The following is a 19,745-nucleotide window of genomic DNA, read 5'->3' on the forward strand; positions in this document are numbered from 1 at the left end:
TCTCATGCCGAAGCCGAAAACCCGAGTCGAGGGCACCGTCGTCGAACTGGACGGCGACGAGATGACCCGAGTCATCTGGCACTACACCAGGGATCATCTGATCCTTCCGTATCTCGACGTGAACCTCGAGTACTACGACCTGGGAATACGGTCCCGCGACTCCACCGACGATCAGATCACCGTCGACGCTGCACGAGCTGTCGAGAACCACGGTGTCGGCGTGAAGTGCGCCACCATCACACCCGACGCCGGCAGAGTGGAGGAGTACGCTCTGCGACAGATGTGGCGCTCGCCCAACGGCACCATTCGGAATGTACTCGGAGGGACTATTTTTCGAGCCCCCATCATCATCTCGAATGTTCCCCGACTCGTGCCCGGGTGGACCGAACCCATCGTAATCGGGCGTCACGCCTTCGGCGACCAATACCGCGCCACCGATTTCACCGTGCCCGGGCCGGGTACCGTCACCATCACCTACACCCCCGACGACGGAGGCGAACCGATACAGCACGAGTTGGTGAGGTTCACCGACGAAAGCCTGGGCGGAGTGGTGCAGGGTCAGTACAACTTCACCCAGTCCATCATCGATTTCGCGCGGGCCTCGTTGAACTACGGTTTGCAGCAGAACTATCCGGTCTACCTGTCGACGAAGAACACCATCCTGAAGGCGTACGACGGCCGATTCAAGGACGTCTTCGAGCACATCTATCGGACCGAGTTCCAGACCGAGTTCGAGGCAGCCGGACTGACGTACGAACACCGCCTCATCGACGACATGGTCGCGTCGGCCATGAAGTGGAAAGGCGGGTACGTGTGGGCCTGCAAGAACTACGACGGAGACGTGCAATCGGACTCGGTCGCACAGGGATTCGGTTCACCTGGCTTGATGACGTCCATCCTGCTCACACCGGACGGCAGAACATGCCTGACCGAAGCTGCCCACGGAACCGTGCGACGCCACTTCCGTAGGTACGAGGCCGGTGAACCCACGTCGACCAACCCGATCGCGTCGATCTTCGCCTGGACTCGCGGCCTCGAACACCGCAGCAAGTTGGATGGAACGCCCGACGTGGGCCGGTTCGCCCGCACACTCGAACACGTCGTCGTGAGGACCGTCGAAGACGGTCGAATGACGAAGGACCTCGCAACACTGATCGGTGAAGACCAGCACTACCTGACCACCGAGCAGTTCCTCGACGCGGTCCGCTACGAATTGGACCGAGAAATGCGGCGATGATCTCGGCACACGACGCTCCACTCCCGGTCGTGGATCGAGGGGCATCCTGCACCCACGGCCTGGGGTGGAGCGAAACGTGCGGCTCTACCGTAGAGCGATGTACTTGGGCTCGAGGTATTCCTCGATGCCCTCCGACCCGCCCTCGCGTCCGAAACCCGATTCCTTCACCCCACCGAACGGGGCGGCCGCGTCGGAGATCGCACCGCGGTTGACCCCGACCATGCCGGTGTCCAGTGCTGCCGACACCCGCAGTGCTCGGTCGAGGCTCTCGGTGTAGAAGTAGGCCACCAACCCGTACCGGGTGTCGTTGGCTGCGGCGACGGCCTCGTCCTCGGTGTCGAATCCGATGATTGCCGCGACGGGCCCGAAGATCTCGTCCTGCAACAGATTCGCGTCGGCCGGGATTCGGTCGAGCACCGTCGGCGCGTAGAAGAATCCGGGTCCCTCGGGTGCGGCTCCGCCGGTGCGCACTCGGGCTCCCTTCGCGACGGCGTCGTCGACCAGTGCGGTGACCGTTCGACGCTGCTTGTCGTTGATGAGCGGCCCGATGTCGGTACCGTCCGCATCACCGGGACCGACGGTCAGCGCGTCGATCCGTGAGGTCAGCTTCGCGGTGAATTCCTCGCGCACCGAGTTCGCGACGTACAGACGATTCGCTGCCGTGCACGCCTCGCCGCCGTTGCGCATCTTGGCCAGCATCGCTCCGTCGACAGCGGCGTCGACGTCTGCGTCGTCGAACACGATGAACGGGGCATTGCCACCGAGCTCCATCGACGTCCTCAACAGACGATCGGCAGCGTTGCGCAACAACAGTTTTCCCACTCCGGTGGAACCGGTGAACGTGATCTTTCACAGCCTCGGATCGTCCATCAACGGTCCGGTGACGGACGCGGCGTCGGAGGCCGGGAGTATCGACAGCACGCCACGCGGCAACCCGGCGTCGGCGAACACCTGCCCGAGCAGAAGCATCGTCAGCGGGGTGTCCTCGGCCGGTTTGACGATGACGGTGCACCCCGCCGCCAGCGCCGGCCCGATCTTGCGTGTGCCCATGGCCAACGGGAAGTTCCACGGGGTGATCGCCAGGACCGGACCGACCGGCGACTTGGTGACCAGGATCGAACCGTTGCCCGCAGGAGCGGGGGTGAACCGACCGCCGATCCGGACGGCCTCCTCACCGAACCAGCGTAGGAATTCGCTGCCGTACTTCACCTCGCCGTGGCTCTCCGCCAACGACTTTCCCATTTCGAGTGTCATCAGCAGAGCGAAGTCGGCAGCACGCTCCTGCAGCAGATCGAAGGCGCGCCGCAGAACCTCGGCTCGCTCACGAGCGGGCGTCGCCGCCCACCCCGGCTGCGCCTCGGCGGCAAGGTCGAGCGCGGTGATGCCATCGGCTGCGGTGGCGTCGGCGACAGTGGTCAACTCCTCGCCGGTCGCCGGGTTCAGCACCGAGAATCGCGCGCCCGACGCAGAGGGAGTCTGCACGCCACCGAGCCACAGTTCGGTGGGCAGCTTGGAGATCAGGTCGACAGCCGACATGTCAGTTCTCCTGTGCCACGGCGCGCAGCGCGTCTTCGAGCACGGTGAGCGCTTCACCGAGCAACTCGTCGGAGATCACCAGTGGCGGCAGCAACCGGATGACGTTGCCGTAGGTACCGCACGTCAGCACGATCACCCCGGCCGCGAGTGCCGCCGCCGCAACGGCTTTGGTGGCCTCGGGGTTGGGCTCACGTCCACCCGGCACGACGAGCTCGATCGCAAGCATGGCTCCCCGGCCACGCACCTCACCGATGATGCCGACCTCGGCACTCAACGCATTCAGTCGCTCGAACACGATTCGTTCGATGTCGCGGGCTCGGGCGTTGAGGTTCAGTGTCTCCATCTGTTCGATGGACGCCAGGGCCGCGGCGCAGGCGACGGGGTTTCCGCCGTAGGTTCCACCGAGTCCACCGGGATGCACGGCGTCGATCAGATCGGCCCGGCCGGTGACCGCGGCCAGCGGCATTCCTCCTGCTATCCCCTTCGCCATGGTGATCAGGTCCGGCACGACGGACTCGTGTTCGCTCGCGAACCACGCGCCGGTGCGGGTGAATCCGGCCTGTACCTCGTCGGCGATGAACACCACGCCGTTCTCGCGTGCCCAGTCCGCCAGTGCAGGCAGGAATCCTTCTGCGGGCACGATGAAGCCGCCCTCACCCTGAATGGGTTCGATCAGGATCGCGGCCAGATTGCCCGCGCCGATCTGCTTGTCGATGACGGAGATCGCTCGCGCCGCCGCCTGGGCACCGGTGACCGCGGAACCGTCGGAGTTCAGGCCCTCCCTGAACGGGTAGGACATCGGGGCCCGATAGACCTCGGGGGCGAACGGCCCGAACCCGCTCTTGTACGGCATCGACTTGGAGGTCAGCGCCATCGTCAGATTGGTACGACCGTGGTAGGCGTGGTCGAACACGACGACGGCCGACCGCCCGGTGGCGTGCCGTGCGATCTTCACGGCGTTCTCGACTGCCTCGGCACCACTGTTGAACAGCACGCTGCGTTTGTCGTGATCCCCCGGCGTCAACTCGGCGAGCTTCTCGGCGACCTCGATGTACCCCTCGTACGGCGCGATCATGAAACACGTGTGGGTGAAGTGTGTGACCTGATCCTGCACTGCAGCAACGACTGCCGGGTTCGAGGCACCGACTGTCGTCACTGCGATTCCGGCCCCGAGGTCGATCAGCGAGTTCCCGTCGACATCGACCACGACGCCACCGTCGGCATCGGCCACGTACACCGGCAGCGTCGACGCCACGCCTGCACCGACGACGGCCTTGCGGCGCTGCGCCAACGCCGCCGACTTCGGACCGGGGAAGGCGGTGACGATCTTGCGTTCCTGCGGAAGTCGGTACTCGATCGAGGCCATGGTCGCACCTTTCGTGTGGGCTTGTGCAGTCAGTATGCGACTCTCCGAGCGAGACAGCGCGACGCCATTTCGTACACATCAGGGCTGGATCACACTCCATTTCGGCAGGCACAGCGCTACAGTTCCACAGGTGAGCGTGCAGATGTCCTGGCTGCTGAGGCAGCAACACCTCCGCCTGAGTCATCGCGGCGGACCGGAGCGCAGCAGTGTGCCGATCACGTTCGCGCAGGCGACCGAGCTCACCGATCCGAGCCCCTGGCTGTCCGGCGGTGAACTGATTCTCACGACCGGGCTCGGCTTCGACGCCGACGGCCCGGCTCTCGCCACCTACGTCCGGACCCTGGCGGCCGCGGGTGTCGCCTGCCTCGGATTCGGAGTCGGGTTGTCCCACAGCACGATCCCGCGTCACATTCTCGACACGGCCGAGGCCGTCGGCCTTCCCGTCGTCGAGGTCCCGTACGACACCCCGTTCGCCGCCGTGATCAGGGCGGTCATGAAGCGCATAGCCGAGCAGGAATACGAGCAGGTTCTTCGTGCGGCCTCGGTCCAGACCCGTATCACTCGGGCAGCGTTGCACGGCGGCGTCGACGCGATCGTTCGCGAACTGGCCGTCGCCACATCCACGTCGGTGGCGCTGATCGGCAATCGCACCGAATCGTTTCATCCCGCCGCCGCAGCCGATCTCGTCGAGCGCGCCCGCGAGGTCGCCCGCAGCATTCGCCCGTCGTCGTCACCGGCCACGGTCTCGGTCAGCGAACCGGGGTGCACCGTCACTCTGCACTCCGTCGCGATCTCCGGCGGGGCGTCGAGCTTTCTCGCCATCCGTACCGCAGGCCCGGTGACGGGTGTCGAGCAGATCCTGCTGGGGCACGCGGTGTCGCTGGTGACCCTCGAGCTCGAGAAGCCCACACGTCTGCGCGCCGAACAGTCCCGACTCAACACGCTCGCGCTCGGGTTGTTACTGGACGGCCATCTGCCTGCCCCCGACGGCACCGCGCTACCGAGTTACCTCGTGGACGCGGCCGACGACGACTCTCGCGTCAGGGTTGCGATGGTCCGCGGACCCGCCGAGCGCGTCGTCGAGGCGGTCGATGCCGAGTGCCGAGCCCGGGCGCGGCCCACGTTCGCGCGCACGACCGACGCCGGTGTCGCGGTGTTGTTGCGCGGTAGCGATGACTCCGATGTCGTTGCTCGACTGCTCGATTCACTGCCGAGGTCGGTGTGCGTCGGCCTCAGTTCCAGCCGTCACATCTCCGAGACCCCTGTTGCTCTGCAGCAGGCTTCGCTCGCGTGCGCCGCAGCCGGCGCGAGCGATCGGATCGTCGAGTTCACCGGATCGATGCTGTTGGCGTCCGAACCGGTGCAGGAGTCGTTGCGTGCCATGGCTGCAGTCACCATCGCGGTACTGGCCGAGTACGACCGCACCCATTCCGCCGATCTGGTGGGATCGCTTCGGGCTTTCCTCGAGGCGAACGGGCATTGGGAAACCGCTGCGGCGCATCTGTCCGTTCATCGTCACACGCTGCGAAACCGCATCACGCGGTGCGAGGAACTGCTCGCGGTGGATCTGACGTCGGCGCGGGTACGAGCCGAACTGTTGCTCTCACTGCTTGCCTCGACAACGTGACTATCGGCGATCGTGTCAGGATCTCCCGATGACCACGCCTCGTCCCGAACCCCACATCGCCGTCGCAACTGCGAAATCGGTCCGACTCGGTGTTCTGTTGGCGGCAGTCGGTGGATTCCTCGACGCGTACACCTTCATCACCCGTGGCGGGGTGTTCGCCGGGGCGCAGACAGGCAACGTGGTGCTGCTCGGCGTCGATGTCGCCGGTGGCCGGTGGGTCGAGGCGCTGGCTTTTCTGCCGCCGTTGGCTGCCTTCGTCCTGGGCGTCGCGACCGCAGAGTTCATCGCGCTGCCCGCGGTTGCGAAGATCGTGCGACGACCGGTACGGGCGGTGCTGGTGTTCGAGATCCTCGTGATCCTCGTCGTCGGTTTTCTGCCGGCGACCGTGCCCGATGCGGTGGTCTCGGTGATTCTCGCTCACGTTGCCGGCGTGCAGGTGACCACCTTTCGCGTACTGGTGGATTCGCCGTACAACACCACTATGACGACCGGGAATCTCCGCAGCATGGCGATGGCCGCATTCCATCGGGTGGTCGAACACGACCTGGAGGCCGGAACCCGCGCCCGACGGTTCGGCGCGGTGATCTCGGGATTCTTCGGCGGGGCGCTGCTCGGGGCGGTTGCGGTCGAGTTGTTCGGGCTACGGGCGATCTGGGTGGTTGCCCTCATGCTGACGATCGCCCTGGCGTTGTTCGTGTTCGACGAGCGCTCTCCCCGGCCGCGATCGCCGAAACACTGAGCGACCTAGTCACCCAATCGAAGTGGTGCGATGGCATCGAAGACGTCGCCCGGCCCCGGATTGCCCTCTGCCGACTTTCCTCCCAGATGATGCACGACGCCCCACACCGCATTCAGTGCGGTATGAATGGCACCCTCGGCCCACCCCGCCGTCCACGAGATGTCGTCGCCGGCAAGGAAGATTCCTCGATGTCGCGGGTCGAGTCGGTGTTGCACGAAGTGCGTGAACAGCCTCTCCTGGTAGCGGTAGTGGCCGGGCAGGTTGGCTTTGAAGGCACCCATGAAATCGCGTTCGGTTTCCCAGGACAGCGTCACCGGCGTGGAGATGATGTGACTGCGGAAATCGACGCCGGGATAGATCTCCTCGAGCGAGCGCAGCATGATGTTCATTCGCTCGGTCGGGTCCAGGGCCAGCAGCTTGAGCGAATCGTCGGACCACGTGTAGGACAGGCAGATCAACCCAGGCCTGCCCTCCCCTTGGTCGAGTAGGTAGGTGCCACGGCTCATCCGGTCGGTCAGCGTCATGCTGACCACATCGCGGCCGGTGACCGGATCCTTGTCCTTCCAGAAGGGCCGGTCGACGAGTGCGAACACCTTGGTCGACCCCATGTAGTGGGTGCGTTCGATGGCGGTCCAGTGGTCGATGGGAAACAGATCGTCGTCACACCTGATGTTGCTGAGCAGCATCCAGCTCTGGGCGGTCACGACGGCGGCCGCGTAGGTACGAATGTTGCCGCGGTCGTCGTGGATCGTGGTGCCGCCGTCGGTACATCTGATCTCGGTGACACGCGACATAGTGGTGCCGCCGTTCAGCGACGCCACCGACGTTCCCGCGGGCCAGTGTGCCATGATCGCCGGCGAATCGGTCCACAGCCGCATCGGCAGTTGCTGTGAGCCGCCGACGATTCCGCGGTGGTGGTCGTCCGCCGCAGTGATGACGACTCGAAGGATCTCGAGGATCGAGTTGGGGTAGTCGGTGTCCCATCCGCCCGTTCCGAAGCCGACCTGGCCGAACAGCTCTCGCATCCGAAACGACGAGAAGTGTTCGGATGCAGCGAGAAATCCGTAGAAGGTCTGATCGTCGAACTTCACGATCAGCTCGTTCCAGATTCGCTTGATCTCGGCAACGTCGCGCCTGCGGATGGCCCGCTGCAGTGGGATCAGTTCGGCGTGTTCCTCCAGCGTCCGGTTCCACGCGTCGGCGACCTCGGCGAACACCGGCGGTAGATCCTCGAGCTTCTGGGCGTAGTGGCTCTCGCCCTTGAGGTCGATCACCGTGCTGGGGGTCGCTTCTGCCAACGGGTTCGGAAACGGCGTGGTCTCCAGCCCGACTGCGTCGAGGTAGTGGAACAGTGCCGTCGACGACGGCGGAAACCGCATCGCACCCATCTCGGCCACCACACCCGGGTGCCCCTCGAACGGCACCGACCGCATCCGGCCGCCGATTCGATCCGATTCGTACACAACGGGTTCCAGGCCGAGCCTGAGCAACTCGCGCGCGACGACCATACCCGCGAGTCCGCCCCCGATCACCGCGACCTTCGTACCGAGGGCAGCGTCGGGAACGCTCCCGAGGCCGGCCGGGTGCGCCAGATAGTCGTCGTAGGCGAACGGGAAATCAGGACCGAACATCGTGAGCGGTTGGTCGTCCTCGGATTCGATCGCGCTGTCCGGGGTGACGGGTGTGGTCATCGGTCGGTCTCCTGCTCGGACCGCGAGGGTCCTGTCGGGTCGAGAACTGTCCGGTACAGATCGTGGCGACGATCGTCCAGGTGAGTGTTGACGGCGCGAGATCGAAGGAGTTCGGCCGGATCCAGATCCACCGTCAGAAGCTGTTCGTGCGCGCCTGCCCGCGCGAGGTCGGTGCCACTCGGCGCGACGGCGCAGGTCAGTCCGCAGTACGTCAGACTCGCTTCCGTGCCGCAGCGATTGACGTAGGTGACGAACAGTTGACTCTCGTACGCGCGCGTCGGAACGACGTGGGTTGCGATGATCTCGAACGGGGTCATCAGGCCGGTCGGGACGATCAACCACTGCGTTCCGGCGTCGGCGTGGGCGCGAACGGTTTCCGGGAATTCGACGTCGTAGCAGGTGAGCAGACCGCAGCGCAGTCCGCCGAAGTCGAACTGCACCAACAGTTCCGACCCGGGAGTGAAGTGCGCGCGATCGAGTTCACCGAACAGGTGGGTCTTGCGGTAGCGCGCCACCGACCGTCCCGATGCATCGACCACCTGCACCGCATTGAACACCACCTCGCCACCGAGCGTCGATCGACTGCGTTCGGGATATCCGTAGACGATCGCGAGGCCGTGGGATCGAGCGATCGTCGACACCTTCTCGAAGATCGGTCCGTCGAACGGTTCTGCTCGTTCGAGCACCAGATCACCGATGTCGTATCCGCTGACCGACATCTCCGGGGTCACCAGGATCGATGCACCTGCTGCGGCCGCGTTTCTCGCTGCGTCGTCGAGTGCGGTGAGGTTCGCGTGGACATCGCCGGCCAGTTCCGGCCCTTGATAGAGAGACACGGTGACGGTCATGGTTGCAACTCCTGTTTCCTCGTCGGCAACTCCTCGGGTAGCGCGGGTGCCAGTACCCACAGGACCTGAGCACCGTCTGCGCCTTCGGCTCGGAAACTGTGCCTGCGACGCGGCGAGAAGGTGAACGCATCTCCCGGACCGAGCAGCACCTCGTCGCCCGCGAAGGTGCCGTCCGCTTCGGCGTCGAAGGTCACCCGCAACTCGCCGGTGATCACGTGCACGAACGTCACGTCGAGCGGGAGAGTGTACGCCTCGGCTCCGCTGCCGCCACCGGCGTCGATGTGACCCAGCAACACCTGCACCCGGCGCTCCCCCACCGGCGTCAACAGGTACTCGGTCATCGCTTCCCCGCCGAACATGATGCGCGGCAACGACTGCGCCCGGACCACCTCACCGGATGGCGCGTCGTCGAACAGCGAGCCGACCGGAAGCTCCAGGGCGGCGCAGACTCGAACCAGGGACGCCACCGACGCATTGACCTGGTCGCGTTCGAGCTTGGACAGATATCCCTTGGTGACTCCGCAGGCGTCGGCGAGTGCGTCGAGGGTCAGTCGCTTCTTCTGCCGAGCCTCCTTGAGCCGTGCGCCGATACGCGGCGCATCGCCGACGACCGACGTAGCAAGGGACACCGCTCTCGCCTTCCAGGAAACTTGTGTTGACAAGATCGAGCATCAGAGTAACGCTTGCCGGGCGAACTGGTCGACTCGAACGTCACCGGACTGATGAAAATTCGGAAGGAATTCTCGATGAACCCGAGCAATCCCGAACACCCGCCGATCGGTCCGGTCGACGCGACCAAGGTCCCTCGCTTCGCCGAGCCGACCACGTTCGCGCGGCTGCCCCGTCTCGACGAGGTGTCCCGCGCCGACGTCACCATCCTCGGTGTGCCGTTCGATTCCGGCGTCAGTTACCGCCCCGGCGCACGTTTCGGCCCGGGTCACATCAGGGCGGCCTCGAAACTCTTGCGTCCGTACAACCCCGCGCTGAAGGTCTCACCCTTCGCCCGCCAACAGGTGGCCGATTTCGGTGACATCGGCGTCAATCCGTTCGACATCACCGAGGCCTTGACCACGGTGCACGACGCGGTGACGGACCTGCGCGCCGACGGCTCCTCGGTTCTCACCCTCGGCGGCGACCACACCATCGCCCTGCCGATTCTGCGTTCGCTCGCACGCGATCACGGGCCGATCGCGGTACTGCACTTCGACGCGCACCTCGACACGTGGGATACGTACTTCGGTGCTCCCTACACCCACGGCACGCCGTTCCGACGAGCCAGCGAGGAAGGTCTGATCGATCTCGAACGCTCACAGCACATCGGCATCCGCGGCCCGCTCTACAGCGAGCAGGATCTCGAGGACGATCGTGTACTGGGCTTCCAGGTGATTCGGTCCGACGACTACGAGGTCGACGGCGTGGCCAGCATCGTCGAACGGATGCGTCGACGCCTCGACGGCGGTCCGGTGTACGTCTCGGTCGACATCGACGTTCTCGACCCGGCGCACGCGCCGGGCACCGGCACGCCCGAGGCCGGTGGCATGACGTCCCGAGAGTTGCTCAACACCCTGCGCGGACTCGTGGGCCTTCACGTGGTCGGGGCCGACATCGTCGAGGTGGCACCCGCATACGATCACGCCGAGATCACCGGGATTGCAGCGGCACATGTCGCCTACGAGCTGTTGTCGGTGCTCGCCCTCAACCGGTAGGACGCCCGCCTCACCGTTTCGGCAACACCAGGATCGGCACCGGCGAATGGCGGATGATCTTGGTGGCGCGCGAACCGAGGAACACCCGAGCGATCGGCCCCAGCGGCCCGGACGATCCGATGGTCAGTACTTCGCCGTCCTGCCAGTGAACCTCGTCGAGGGCCTCGCGCCAACTGCCGGCCATGGCCAGTTCGGTCGTGACCTGCTCGGCCGAAAGCCCAACCGCGACTGCGTCGTCCATCGCCGCGGTCAGTGCCTCGGTCAACCCGACGGCGAGTTCTGCGGCAACGTCGTCCTCGACGCGTAGGCCGACCTCGGGCGGATACATCGTCGCTCCCCGGACGACGAACGACGCCAAGCGGAGCGGGATACCCGCGTCTCGGGCGAGTTCGGCGGTCGGACCCACGACGCGCGACGCCTCGCTGTCGCCGGAGAACGCGCACGTGATCCGGGTCAGTGTGGCGCGTTCGCGCATCCGATAGCCGCGGGGAGCGAGCGCCACGGTCACCGGGGACGAGTGCAGAAGCTTGTCTGCCGTCGACCCGACGACCACCTGCCCGAGAGCGCCGTCGCCCGAGGAGCCGAGAACCAGTATCGAGGCCGAGATGCTCTCGGCCGCCTCGGTCAACGCCGTCGAGACCGAGCGGTGTGCGAATCGGTGGAACGATGCAGTGATGTCGGGTGCCCGGTCTTCGAGGTAGTGGCGCGCTTTCGCCTCCGACTCGGCTGCCGTCGTCGCGGCCCAGTCGGCGAACTCCGCATCCACCCGTGCCATCGACGGAGTCGACCACGGTTTGGGCACCACCGTCGCCACATCGATGTCGGTGCCGAGCGACCGAGCGAGCTGGGCACCGAGATCGAGGGCACCGACGCTGCCTTTCCCCGGCGCGAATGCGATCAGGACACTCATCGCAGGTCCTGCTCTGCTCCGCGCAGCGTCGAGTGGTGCCGACCCCAGAACCAGTAGAACGCCAACACCACCGCGAGCCAGAGCCCGAACCAGAACCACGTGGTCCAGTGCAGTCCGGACAGGATGTACAGGCAGGCGAGGACCGACAGCACCGGAGTGACCGGGTATCCCGGGACCTTGAACGGCCGTTCGAGATCGGGCATCGAACGGCGCAGCACGATCACCCCGATGGATACGACGATGAAAGCGACGAGGGTGCCGATCGACACCAGGTCCGCCAGCTTGTCGAGCGGAATGAACGCGGCGAGGATCGAAATCACGACGGCGACGACGATCGTGTTGTTGACCGGCGTGTGCGTGCGGGGGCTGACCTTGGCGAAAGCTTTGGGCAACATGCCGTCTCGGCCCATCGCGAACAGGATGCGAGTCTGCCCGTACATCGTCACCAACGTCACCGAGAAGATCGAGATGACCGCACCTGCAGCCAGAATCGTTGCCGGCCAGGCTTGCCCGGTGACGTTGCGCAGGATTTCCGCCAGCCCGGCTTCCTCCTGGCCGGCGAAGTCGGTCCACGGCTGCGTCCCCAGAGCGGCCACGGCCACGACGAGGTAGAAGACGATGACGACGATCAGCGCCGCAACGATGGCCCGCGGCATGGTCTTCTGAGGATCCTTCACCTCGTCGCCCGCAGTGGACACCGCGTCGAGTCCGATGAACGAGAAGAAGATCGTGCCCGCGGCCGCCGTCACCCCTGCTGCGCCCAGGGGCATGAAGTCCGAGAAGTTGCCGGAGTCGAAGGCGGTGAATCCGACGATCGCGAACAGAGCCAGCACACCGAGTTTGATGACGACCATGACTGCGTTGACCGCCGCCGACTCGCTCGCGCCACGAATGAGCAGAACGGCGCACAGCACGATCAGCACGACTGCAGGCAGATTCATGATGCCGGGGTCGGCGTCACCCGGCGCAGCCGACAGCGCGTGCGGGATGGTGAAGCCGACGAGGTTGTTCAACAGCTCGTTGAGGTACCCGCTCCACCCGACGGCGACGGCAGCGCTGGACACTCCGTACTCGAGCAACAGACAGGCGGCGACGCCCATCGCGACAACCTCGCCCATCGTCACATACGCGTACGAGTAGGTCGAGCCGGAAACCGGTACCGCCGAGGCCATTTCGGCGTAACATATGGCTGCGAGACCGGCCGCCACACCCGCGGCCAGGAACGAGAGCACCACCGCGGGACCGGCTTCGGGGACCGCGAGCGAGAGCACGAAGAAGATGCCGGTACCGATGGTGGCACCGACGCCGAACATCGTCAGTTGGAAGGTGCCGATGGTCCGTTCCAGCCCGCCACTGCTCTGCTGGTCCGGATCCACGATCGGCTTCCTGCGAAGCAGTTGAGATCGCAGACTCGATGCAGGTCTGTTCGACGATGTCATGGCCGGCACTCCCAACGTGGAGACGAACGGTGCGGATCGGCTGATTGTGCTCCCCGATACCGCCTCTCGCACGCCGAACACGCGGTGGAATCGGTCGATTCCCACACCGGTCCGTTTCTTCGCCGCAGCCTCGATGCCTACCATTGGCCTCGAGTCGGATGGGAGACACGAGAACAGATGGCCACACAGCGCGATGCGCTACCGCTCGATTCGGTCGCTGCGCAGGCCGCGTCGGACGCAGGCGGACTCGACGTCGCTCTACTGGGCAGCTTCCTCGACGTCCTTGCCGACGCCGTCGATGCAGGCGTCCCACTGAACCGCGGGCAGCTGCAGGAGTTTCGAGCGCAGGGTGATGCTGCTGCCCGCGCAGGCGTCGCACTGCGGGCGTTGCTGGACCTGTACCTGACCTCTGCGTGGCGACTGTGGCGGGAACTACCCGCTGTCGTCGCCGCCGCGGACGACCCGGCCGGAGTCGTCACCGCAGGCGAGGTCATGCTGCGCGCGGTCGACGACGCGGTGGCCGAACTGGCCGAGGGATTTCAGCTCGCCCGGCGCACTCTCGTGCGAGCCGAAGTACTCGCCCGCCGTGAATTCGTCGACGATCTGCTCTCGGGCACCTCCGATGTCGCCGGGGTCCTCGGGCGCGCGCAGACGTTCGGCCTCGACCTGTCGAGCCCGCACGTGGTGGCCGTGGTGACGTCGACCAAGCCGTTCACCGACGCCAGCTCTGCCATCTCCCTCGTCGAGCGCAGCGTGCAGGGCAGCAAGGGAGACGCCGAATTGCTCGTGGCCACCAAGCAGGACCGGTTGATTCTGGTGTTCCCGGCACCCGACCTCGACGCCGTCGACCATGTCCTCGACCGGGTCGGACGCGCCCTCGGTACGTCCAACTCGGCGTCGAGCGAATCGGTCGACCTCCGGCGCAAAGGGGAATACGGCCGGACGCAGATCGGGATCGGCCGTTCACGCAGCGGGGCGGTCGGTGTCGCCGCGTCATATCGGGAAGCCCTCGACGCGCTCGATCTCGCCGCCTCGCTCGGGTTCGACGCATCAGTGATCGATGCGCGTGATCTGCTCGTCTACCGCGTCCTGATCAGTGACCGTGCGGCGATCGCCGATCTGGTCGACACGTTGTTGACACCGTTGCTGGGCGCGCGAGGCGGGGCGGGTCCCCTGTTGGAGACGTTGCAGGTGTACTTCGACACCGGCGCGAACACCGCGTCCACCGCACGCCGGATGCATCTGTCGGTGCGGGCAGTGACCTACAGATTGTCTCGAATAAAGGATTTGACCGGGCAGAATGTGGGCAACCCCGTCGAGGCATTCGCGCTGCACACGGCGGTACTCGGAGCGAAGCTGCTCGACTGGCCCGAGGTTCGCTCGCCGTCGTAACGGGTACAGACTGCTCGAATTGCCGTAACCAGGCAACTAAATCGGTCGAAACGTGTCCGCAAAACGACCATGCCTGCAGGAAAGCGAACAGTCACACTGGAGTAGTCGCGGAATGACCGAGCGTTTTCCGCAGAGGCCCGAACGCACGGCCGGAACACCGGTAGGACGAAGACAGACGAGAACGAAAAGGAGCGTGTGACAGATGGCGTCGTTGACACAGAAATTGACATCGTTCGCTCGCAGCCCACAGGGCAAGAAGATGATCGATCAAGCACGTCGGTACGCAACCAAGCCCGAGAATCAGGCGAAGTTGAAGCAACTCGGCAGCAAATTCACGAATAGAGGTGGCCGTTCATGAACGTCGTCCCGTGGTGGGCATGGGCGGCATTCGGTGCCGTCGTCCTCATCCTGTTGGCCATCGACCTGTTGGCGCACCGCGGTGCGCACATCATCGGCTTCAAGGAAGCCGCATGGTGGAGCGCACTGTGGGTCGGCGTGGCGATCATCTTCGGCATCGTGGTGTTCTTCACGTTGGGAACCACGGCCGGAGTCGAGTACACGACGGCCTGGTTGCTCGAGAAGAGTCTGTCCGTCGACAACCTCTTCGTCTTCGCGCTGATCTTCGGCTACTTCAAGGTTCCCCGTGAGTACCAGCACCGGGTGCTGTTCTTCGGTGTGATCGGTGCCCTCGTCTTCCGCGCGATCTTCCTGGCCGCAGGTGTGGCCATCGTCAGCAAGTTCGCTGCCGTTCTGTTCGTCTTCGCAGCGATCCTGCTCTACAGCGCCTACAAGCTGATGAAGGACGAGGACGACTCGTACGACCCGAGTACCTCGATCGCAGTTCGCCTGCTTCGCAAGATCATTCCTGTCCGCGACGAATACGAAGGAACCAAGTTCTTCGTCAAGGAAGCCGGCAAGCGGGTGGCCACACCACTTCTCGCCGTCGTGGTGGCGATCGAAGCCGCCGACCTGGTCTTCGCCGTGGACAGCGTTCCTGCCGTCCTCGCGGTGACCGACGACCCGTTCATCGTCTACTCCTCGAACGCGTTCGCCATCCTCGGCCTCCGCGCCCTGTACTTCCTGCTCGCAGGGTTGCTCGAGAAGTTCCACTACCTGTCCAAGGGACTGGCGATCATCCTCGCCTTCATCGGCGTCAAGCTGATCCTGCAGGCCGGACACAAGGTGATCAGCACATCGATCCCCGAGATCCCGTCTCTGGTCAGCCTGGTGGTCATCATCGTGGTCCTGGCAGGCTCGATCATCCTGAGCCTGAAGAATCCTCCCGAGGAAGACACGGCAGACGCGATCGACCAGGTCGCTGCCGACAGCCCGATCGTCGATCCGACGAACGGAACCTCCTCGGCCGGCACCTCGTCGACCGGAACGTCGGGCACGGACTCGCCGAGACTCGACAAGTCCTGACCGCTCACCACACATGCCCCGCCGAATTCGATTCGGCGGGGCATGTTTGTGTTCCGAGGGGACGGGGCAAACAACGCGCATGGCTGAAAAGAACTCGTACACCGTTCCCGGACTCACCTCGGAAGTGGGCGCGCGCGTCGCCGCGATCCTTCAGGATCGACTGAACGCCTACAACGATCTCCATCTGACTCTCAAGCACATTCACTGGAATGTCGTCGGACCCAACTTCATCTCGGTACACGAGATGCTCGATCCTCAGGTCGAAGCAGTTCGCGGTTTCGCGGACGACGTCGCCGAGCGCATCGCGACCCTCGGCTCCTCGGCCAAGGGCACACCGGGCACCATCGTCTCCGAGCGCAGCTGGGACGACTACTCGATCGGTCGCGCGACGGCCATCGAGCACCTCGGTGCACTCGACCTGGTGTACACCGGGGTCATCGAGACCACTCGCAAGAACATCGAAGAGGTCGGCGAGATAGACCCGGTGACCGAGGACATGCTGATCGGTCAGAGCGCGCAACTCGAACTCTTCCACTGGTTCGTGCGGGCACACCTGGAGAATTCCGGTGGTCAGCTCTCCACCGCCAACGCGACCAGCGAGGTCGACGCGGCGAAGCAAGCAGGCTAGACACCGTCCATCCGAACACCGATCTCGCCGTGAGCCGGCGAGGTCGGTGTTCGTCGTTTCGAAGGGTCAGTCGGTCGGCCTGGCCTCGTGCCCGCTGCGGCCGTGGGTTCGACGCTTCTCCTTCATCTCGGCCTCGAAGACGTGGCGACGCCCGTCCATCAACTCGTTTCGCACCGCACGATCGTGTTCGCGCAACGGGCCCCAATATCCGTCGTCGAATTCTTCGACCAGCTGAAAGGTCCACCGCCCCGGTGCGATGTTACGACCGACCATGTCCGTGTCGATCCGCTCGGATGCAGTGGTGTGGCCTGCATCGGCAAGTGCATCGACCGCGTCGCCGAGCAGCAGATCTGCGTGCCCCATCAGCTGGTGAAACGAGTAGAGATGCCCACGAGCACGCTCGACACATTCGAGGGCCTCGGAAAGCTTTCCCACCGCGGCCACTGTCGCGTCGTCCACGCCGCTCGGGCGCTGGTGTTCGGGCGAGGGCGTCTCGGAGGCCGACTCGGCGTCGTTGTGTTGATCCATGGAGCGCGCTTACCCGAATCGGCCCGGCACAACCCGGACGCGCTGTGCATGATTACCGACTCCGATCGCGGGTATAGCTCTCCCCGAACGGACGAAGACAATCGATTTCGAGGAGTTCTCATGGCTGATTTCATCGACAAGGCAAAGCACAAGGCAGAAGAGCTCGTGGGCGAAGCCAAGGAAAAGATCGGCCACAAGACCGACAACGACGATCTTGCTGCCGAAGGCGCAAAGGATCAGGCGTCGGGCAAGACCAAGCAGGTCGGCGACGACGTCTCGGACGCTGCAGGCAACATCAAGGACAAGTTCACGAACTGATCGTCTCGATCGGTCGAATCGAAACCCCGCACCCAGGCCTCGGCCGTCGCAGGTGCGGGGTTTCCTCGTTGCAGGCCACCGATCAGATCGGCGGATTCGGCAACGGCAATGGACGGCCGAACAACCAACCCTGACCGAGGGTTGCTCCCAGAGACTTGGCACGACGCAGATGCCTGTGGGTTTCGATTCCTTCGGCCAGTAGGACTGCATCGCTCGTGCGTACGTACGCGCGCACCTGCCGCACCGCGGCACGCGACCGATACGGAGATCGGATGATCGACGCGTCGAGTTTGACGATGTCCGGCGCGACGGCGGCCAGCAGTTCCAACGTCGCGGGCGTGGCACCCACGTCGTCCATGGCCACCGACATGCCGCGAGCGCGGGCTCCTCGAACCAGGGCCATCAGCAACGGGACGTTTCGGTCGAGGTCTCGCTCGGTGATCTCGAGTACGACGTCGAGATCGTCACCGATCGCATCGAGGTGGGTGGCGACGTCACGTTCGTCGGCGAAACAACCCGGCTCGATGTTGAGAAAGAAGCGCACCCGACGCGAATACGCGCACTCGCGTGCTGCCCGCAACGCGGCGGCACGACACGCCACATCGACGCGACCCACCATCCCACGCTCTCGGGCCAGCGCGAAGACGTCTTCGGGAACGGCCAGGCTCGGAGACGGCCACCTGGCCAGGGCCTCGTATCCCACGACGGTACCGGTGGCGAGTTCGACGACGGGCTGAAACAGAGCAGCGACGGACTCCACCGAATCGAGCGCCGCCGATGCTGCCAGCACCGCGCCGTCCGGCGCAGTCACAGTGATCGCTCGTCCACCGGAACGCGGCGGGCCTCGAGGCGGTCGGCGATCAGCGCGGCATGCAGTCTTCGCAGTCCGGACGGCTTCATCGGATCGAGCCCGGTGAGCTGCACCACCCTCTTCAAGCGGTAGTCGACGGTGTTGGGATGCACCGTCAGCCAGGTGGCCGTCTTCTTTCGGTTGGAGTCCGAGTCGACGAACGCTTGCAGCGTCGGCAACAGATCGACGGAATCGCGCAGCGGATCGATCAGTGTCACGAGATGTTTGCGACCCAGGCCCGGCCTGCTCACCTGGTACTCGAACACGAGATCCGACATCCGGTACGTCCCGGGTGCGTATCCGAGTCGACGCACCAGACCGAGCAGTTCGTACAGGTGGGGCGCGGTCGTGGCGATGTCGTCGACCGCGGCCGACCCGGTCGTCGCGGTCATCACCACCTGACCCGCGTCGGCGAGACGATCGACGAGTTCGCCGATGTCGACACCGGGAACATCGGGCAGCAGGACGGTTCCGCCGGTGGGGCTGATCGAGGCGATGGGCAGGTACTCCGCGTCGAACGTCGCCAGCGCCGAGTGCATTCTTCGCAGCTTTCGAGCCGCCGTCATCGCCGCGTCGATCCGTCGGCCACCCTCTTCGGCGTGCGCCGGAATGTGCAGGGCGACAACGTGATAATCCTCGGCAAGCAGCGTACCCATCCGGTCGGCGATTTTACGAGCCGTGCCGTCACCGGTCAGCAGCGCGTCGAGCAGTTCCACGTCGTGACGGGGACCGTTCTGGGTCAGCGTCCGAAACTCGACCAGGTAGGCATCGGACACCGCCGCGGTGACGACGTCCAACAGTTCCATGACCAGGACGGTTCCCTCGACCAGCCGATCGCCCGCGTCCTCGTCGACCGAACGGGACGCCTGTCGCACAGCGAGTGCGCAGCCCTCGTTGATGGCATGTTGGATCCGGCCGAGCGGTACACCGTCTCGGGCCCATCGGGTTGCCGCGTCGCGAAAGACGTCCATGGCACCGGGTATCGGTAGCCGACCGGATTCGAGGACACCGGTCGCCAGTTCGCAGCAGGTCGTCGTCATGTCGTCGAGCTCACCGCGGGCACACTCGCGCGGTGGTGGTGGTGTGTCCTCGGGTTCACCGAAGTACTGGTCCAACATGCGCGCGGCTGTCTCTCTCGGCGTCCGCAGACGGTCGGAGGCCCGCCGCCCGCTGACGTACTCCTCTTGCGACACGTGCACGCTCTCTGCTGCCGTCACCGAAGACCCCACCCCTCGAAACTCGACACCCTCTTCGGGTTCGCTTCCCCGTCCGACCGGCTCCTCGACGGATCGCTCGGTCTCACCGTCGCGCGTGCAGCCACATCGAGCGAGACCGGGCGGCAGACACACGAACAGTAGAACAAAAATCAAACCTGTGGATTGTTTTACCGAATATATCCGGCAGTCCATCCAGATTCGTCCCCCGGAGCTCAATTGTGACGATTTCTCACAGATGACGCGTCGGTTGCGGCCAGATTCCAAACGCCTGGCAGGAGGGCGCATACGACC

Annotated in this window: 17 protein-coding genes and 1 pseudogene; 8 read left to right on the forward strand and 10 right to left on the reverse strand. The window is 65.0% G+C overall.

Annotation, left to right across the window (positions count from 1 at the left end):
- Positions 1-4 precede the first annotated feature (4 nt).
- A complete protein-coding gene (locus tag CH276_RS25320; protein WP_094629369.1) occupies positions 5-1,237 on the forward strand; it encodes an NADP-dependent isocitrate dehydrogenase in 1,233 nt (410 codons plus the stop codon).
- An 84-nt stretch (positions 1,238-1,321) separates the two neighbouring features.
- Here CH276_RS25320 and CH276_RS25325 read toward each other — a convergent pair.
- Positions 1,322-2,773 (reverse strand): annotated as a pseudogene (locus tag CH276_RS25325) (NAD-dependent succinate-semialdehyde dehydrogenase).
- A gap of 1 nt (position 2,774) precedes the next feature.
- Positions 2,775-4,139, reverse strand: coding sequence for a 4-aminobutyrate--2-oxoglutarate transaminase (gene gabT, locus CH276_RS25330; RefSeq protein ID WP_094629370.1), 1,365 nt, complete (start codon positions 4,137-4,139; stop codon positions 2,775-2,777).
- Between the two features lie 130 nt (positions 4,140-4,269).
- Between gabT and CH276_RS25335 the strand changes: the two genes are divergently transcribed.
- Positions 4,270-5,766, forward strand: a complete 1,497-nt coding sequence (locus tag CH276_RS25335; RefSeq protein ID WP_094629371.1) for a PucR family transcriptional regulator — start codon at positions 4,270-4,272, stop codon at positions 5,764-5,766.
- Between the two features lie 28 nt (positions 5,767-5,794).
- Entirely contained in the window at positions 5,795-6,505 is a 711-nt protein-coding gene (locus CH276_RS25340) for a YoaK family protein (RefSeq protein WP_094629372.1), read from the forward strand.
- A gap of 5 nt (positions 6,506-6,510) precedes the next feature.
- On the opposite strand, the gene CH276_RS25345 is transcribed toward CH276_RS25340, so the two are convergent.
- The 3 genes from CH276_RS25345 to CH276_RS25355 are packed head-to-tail and all read right to left on the reverse strand — an operon-like array spanning position 6,511 to position 9,673.
- Entirely contained in the window at positions 6,511-8,196 is a 1,686-nt protein-coding gene (locus CH276_RS25345; RefSeq protein WP_094629373.1) for a flavin monoamine oxidase family protein, read from the reverse strand.
- Positions 8,193-9,044: a carbon-nitrogen hydrolase family protein gene (locus tag CH276_RS25350; protein ID WP_094629374.1), complete on the reverse strand. Its 852-nt coding sequence runs from the start codon at positions 9,042-9,044 to the stop codon at positions 8,193-8,195. Before CH276_RS25350 ends, CH276_RS25345 begins: the two co-directional genes overlap by 4 nt.
- Positions 9,041-9,673, reverse strand: coding sequence for a helix-turn-helix domain-containing protein (locus CH276_RS25355; RefSeq protein ID WP_094629375.1), 633 nt, complete (start codon positions 9,671-9,673; stop codon positions 9,041-9,043). The genes CH276_RS25350 and CH276_RS25355 overlap by 4 nt, the downstream gene beginning before the upstream one ends.
- A 117-nt stretch (positions 9,674-9,790) precedes the next feature.
- On the opposite strand from CH276_RS25355, the gene speB reads away from it, so the two are divergent.
- Positions 9,791-10,750 (forward strand): agmatinase, encoded by a 960-nt coding sequence (speB, locus tag CH276_RS25360; RefSeq protein ID WP_032397611.1) that lies wholly within the window; start codon positions 9,791-9,793, stop codon positions 10,748-10,750.
- A 10-nt stretch (positions 10,751-10,760) separates the two neighbouring features.
- Here speB and CH276_RS25365 read toward each other — a convergent pair whose 3' ends face one another.
- Positions 10,761-11,660 carry a universal stress protein gene (locus tag CH276_RS25365; protein ID WP_032397612.1) on the reverse strand — a complete coding sequence of 300 codons (900 nt, stop codon included), beginning with the start codon at positions 11,658-11,660 and terminating at the stop codon, positions 10,761-10,763.
- Complete coding sequence (locus CH276_RS25370) at positions 11,657-13,099, reverse strand: amino acid permease (protein ID WP_094629395.1); 1,443 nt, start codon at positions 13,097-13,099, stop codon at positions 11,657-11,659. The genes CH276_RS25365 and CH276_RS25370 overlap by 4 nt, the downstream gene beginning before the upstream one ends.
- A 177-nt stretch (positions 13,100-13,276) precedes the next feature.
- On the opposite strand from CH276_RS25370, the gene CH276_RS25375 reads away from it, so the two are divergent.
- The 3 genes from CH276_RS25375 to CH276_RS25385 all read left to right on the forward strand — a co-directional run bounded on the left by CH276_RS25375 (position 13,277) and on the right by CH276_RS25385 (position 16,541).
- Positions 13,277-14,491 carry a PucR family transcriptional regulator gene (locus tag CH276_RS25375; RefSeq protein WP_094629396.1) on the forward strand — a complete coding sequence of 405 codons (1,215 nt, stop codon included), beginning with the start codon at positions 13,277-13,279 and terminating at the stop codon, positions 14,489-14,491.
- A 354-nt stretch (positions 14,492-14,845) separates the two neighbouring features.
- Positions 14,846-15,913, forward strand: coding sequence for a TerC family protein (locus CH276_RS25380; protein WP_032397613.1), 1,068 nt, complete (start codon positions 14,846-14,848; stop codon positions 15,911-15,913).
- 79 nt (positions 15,914-15,992) lie between these two features.
- Entirely contained in the window at positions 15,993-16,541 is a 549-nt protein-coding gene (locus tag CH276_RS25385) for a Dps family protein (RefSeq protein ID WP_032397614.1), read from the forward strand.
- 66 nt (positions 16,542-16,607) lie between these two features.
- Here CH276_RS25385 and CH276_RS25390 read toward each other — a convergent pair whose 3' ends face one another.
- Positions 16,608-17,069 carry a hypothetical protein gene (locus tag CH276_RS25390; RefSeq protein ID WP_094629376.1) on the reverse strand — a complete coding sequence of 154 codons (462 nt, stop codon included), beginning with the start codon at positions 17,067-17,069 and terminating at the stop codon, positions 16,608-16,610.
- Positions 17,070-17,189: 120 nt separating this feature from the next.
- Between CH276_RS25390 and CH276_RS25395 the strand changes: the two genes are divergently transcribed.
- Positions 17,190-17,387, forward strand: a complete 198-nt coding sequence (locus CH276_RS25395; RefSeq protein WP_027496220.1) for a CsbD family protein — start codon at positions 17,190-17,192, stop codon at positions 17,385-17,387.
- A gap of 82 nt (positions 17,388-17,469) precedes the next feature.
- Here CH276_RS25395 and CH276_RS25400 read toward each other — a convergent pair whose 3' ends face one another.
- Both CH276_RS25400 and CH276_RS25405 read right to left on the reverse strand, forming a co-directional pair.
- Positions 17,470-18,198, reverse strand: a complete 729-nt coding sequence (locus CH276_RS25400; protein ID WP_094629377.1) for an EAL domain-containing protein — start codon at positions 18,196-18,198, stop codon at positions 17,470-17,472.
- Positions 18,195-19,454 carry a PucR family transcriptional regulator gene (locus tag CH276_RS25405; RefSeq protein ID WP_176459441.1) on the reverse strand — a complete coding sequence of 420 codons (1,260 nt, stop codon included), beginning with the start codon at positions 19,452-19,454 and terminating at the stop codon, positions 18,195-18,197. Before CH276_RS25405 ends, CH276_RS25400 begins: the two co-directional genes overlap by 4 nt.
- Positions 19,455-19,745 lie beyond the last annotated feature (291 nt).

Origin of the sequence: Rhodococcus sp. 06-470-2, assembly GCF_002258235.1 — a bacterium.
Taxonomy (GTDB): Bacteria; Actinomycetota; Actinomycetes; order Mycobacteriales; family Mycobacteriaceae; genus Rhodococcoides.

Bases quoted from the DNA above. Each gene is read 5' to 3' on its own strand.
- CH276_RS25340 (WP_094629372.1), top strand. From the start codon at position 5,795: ATGACCACGCCTCGTCCCGAACCCCACATCGCCGTCGCAACTGCGAAA.
- CH276_RS25380 (WP_032397613.1), top strand. From the start codon at position 14,846: ATGAACGTCGTCCCGTGGTGGGCATGGGCGGCATTCGGTGCCGTCGTC.
- gabT (WP_094629370.1), bottom strand. From the start codon at position 4,139: ATGGCCTCGATCGAGTACCGACTTCCGCAGGAACGCAAGATCGTCACC.
- speB (WP_032397611.1), top strand. From the start codon at position 9,791: ATGAACCCGAGCAATCCCGAACACCCGCCGATCGGTCCGGTCGACGCG.
- CH276_RS25395 (WP_027496220.1), top strand. From the start codon at position 17,190: ATGGCTGATTTCATCGACAAGGCAAAGCACAAGGCAGAAGAGCTCGTG.
- CH276_RS25370 (WP_094629395.1), bottom strand. From the start codon at position 13,099: ATGACATCGTCGAACAGACCTGCATCGAGTCTGCGATCTCAACTGCTT.
- CH276_RS25385 (WP_032397614.1), top strand. From the start codon at position 15,993: ATGGCTGAAAAGAACTCGTACACCGTTCCCGGACTCACCTCGGAAGTG.
- CH276_RS25320 (WP_094629369.1), top strand. From the start codon at position 5: ATGCCGAAGCCGAAAACCCGAGTCGAGGGCACCGTCGTCGAACTGGAC.
- CH276_RS25375 (WP_094629396.1), top strand. From the start codon at position 13,277: ATGGCCACACAGCGCGATGCGCTACCGCTCGATTCGGTCGCTGCGCAG.
- CH276_RS25390 (WP_094629376.1), bottom strand. From the start codon at position 17,069: ATGGATCAACACAACGACGCCGAGTCGGCCTCCGAGACGCCCTCGCCC.
- CH276_RS25345 (WP_094629373.1), bottom strand. From the start codon at position 8,196: ATGACCACACCCGTCACCCCGGACAGCGCGATCGAATCCGAGGACGAC.
- CH276_RS25365 (WP_032397612.1), bottom strand. From the start codon at position 11,660: ATGAGTGTCCTGATCGCATTCGCGCCGGGGAAAGGCAGCGTCGGTGCC.
- CH276_RS25350 (WP_094629374.1), bottom strand. From the start codon at position 9,044: ATGACCGTCACCGTGTCTCTCTATCAAGGGCCGGAACTGGCCGGCGAT.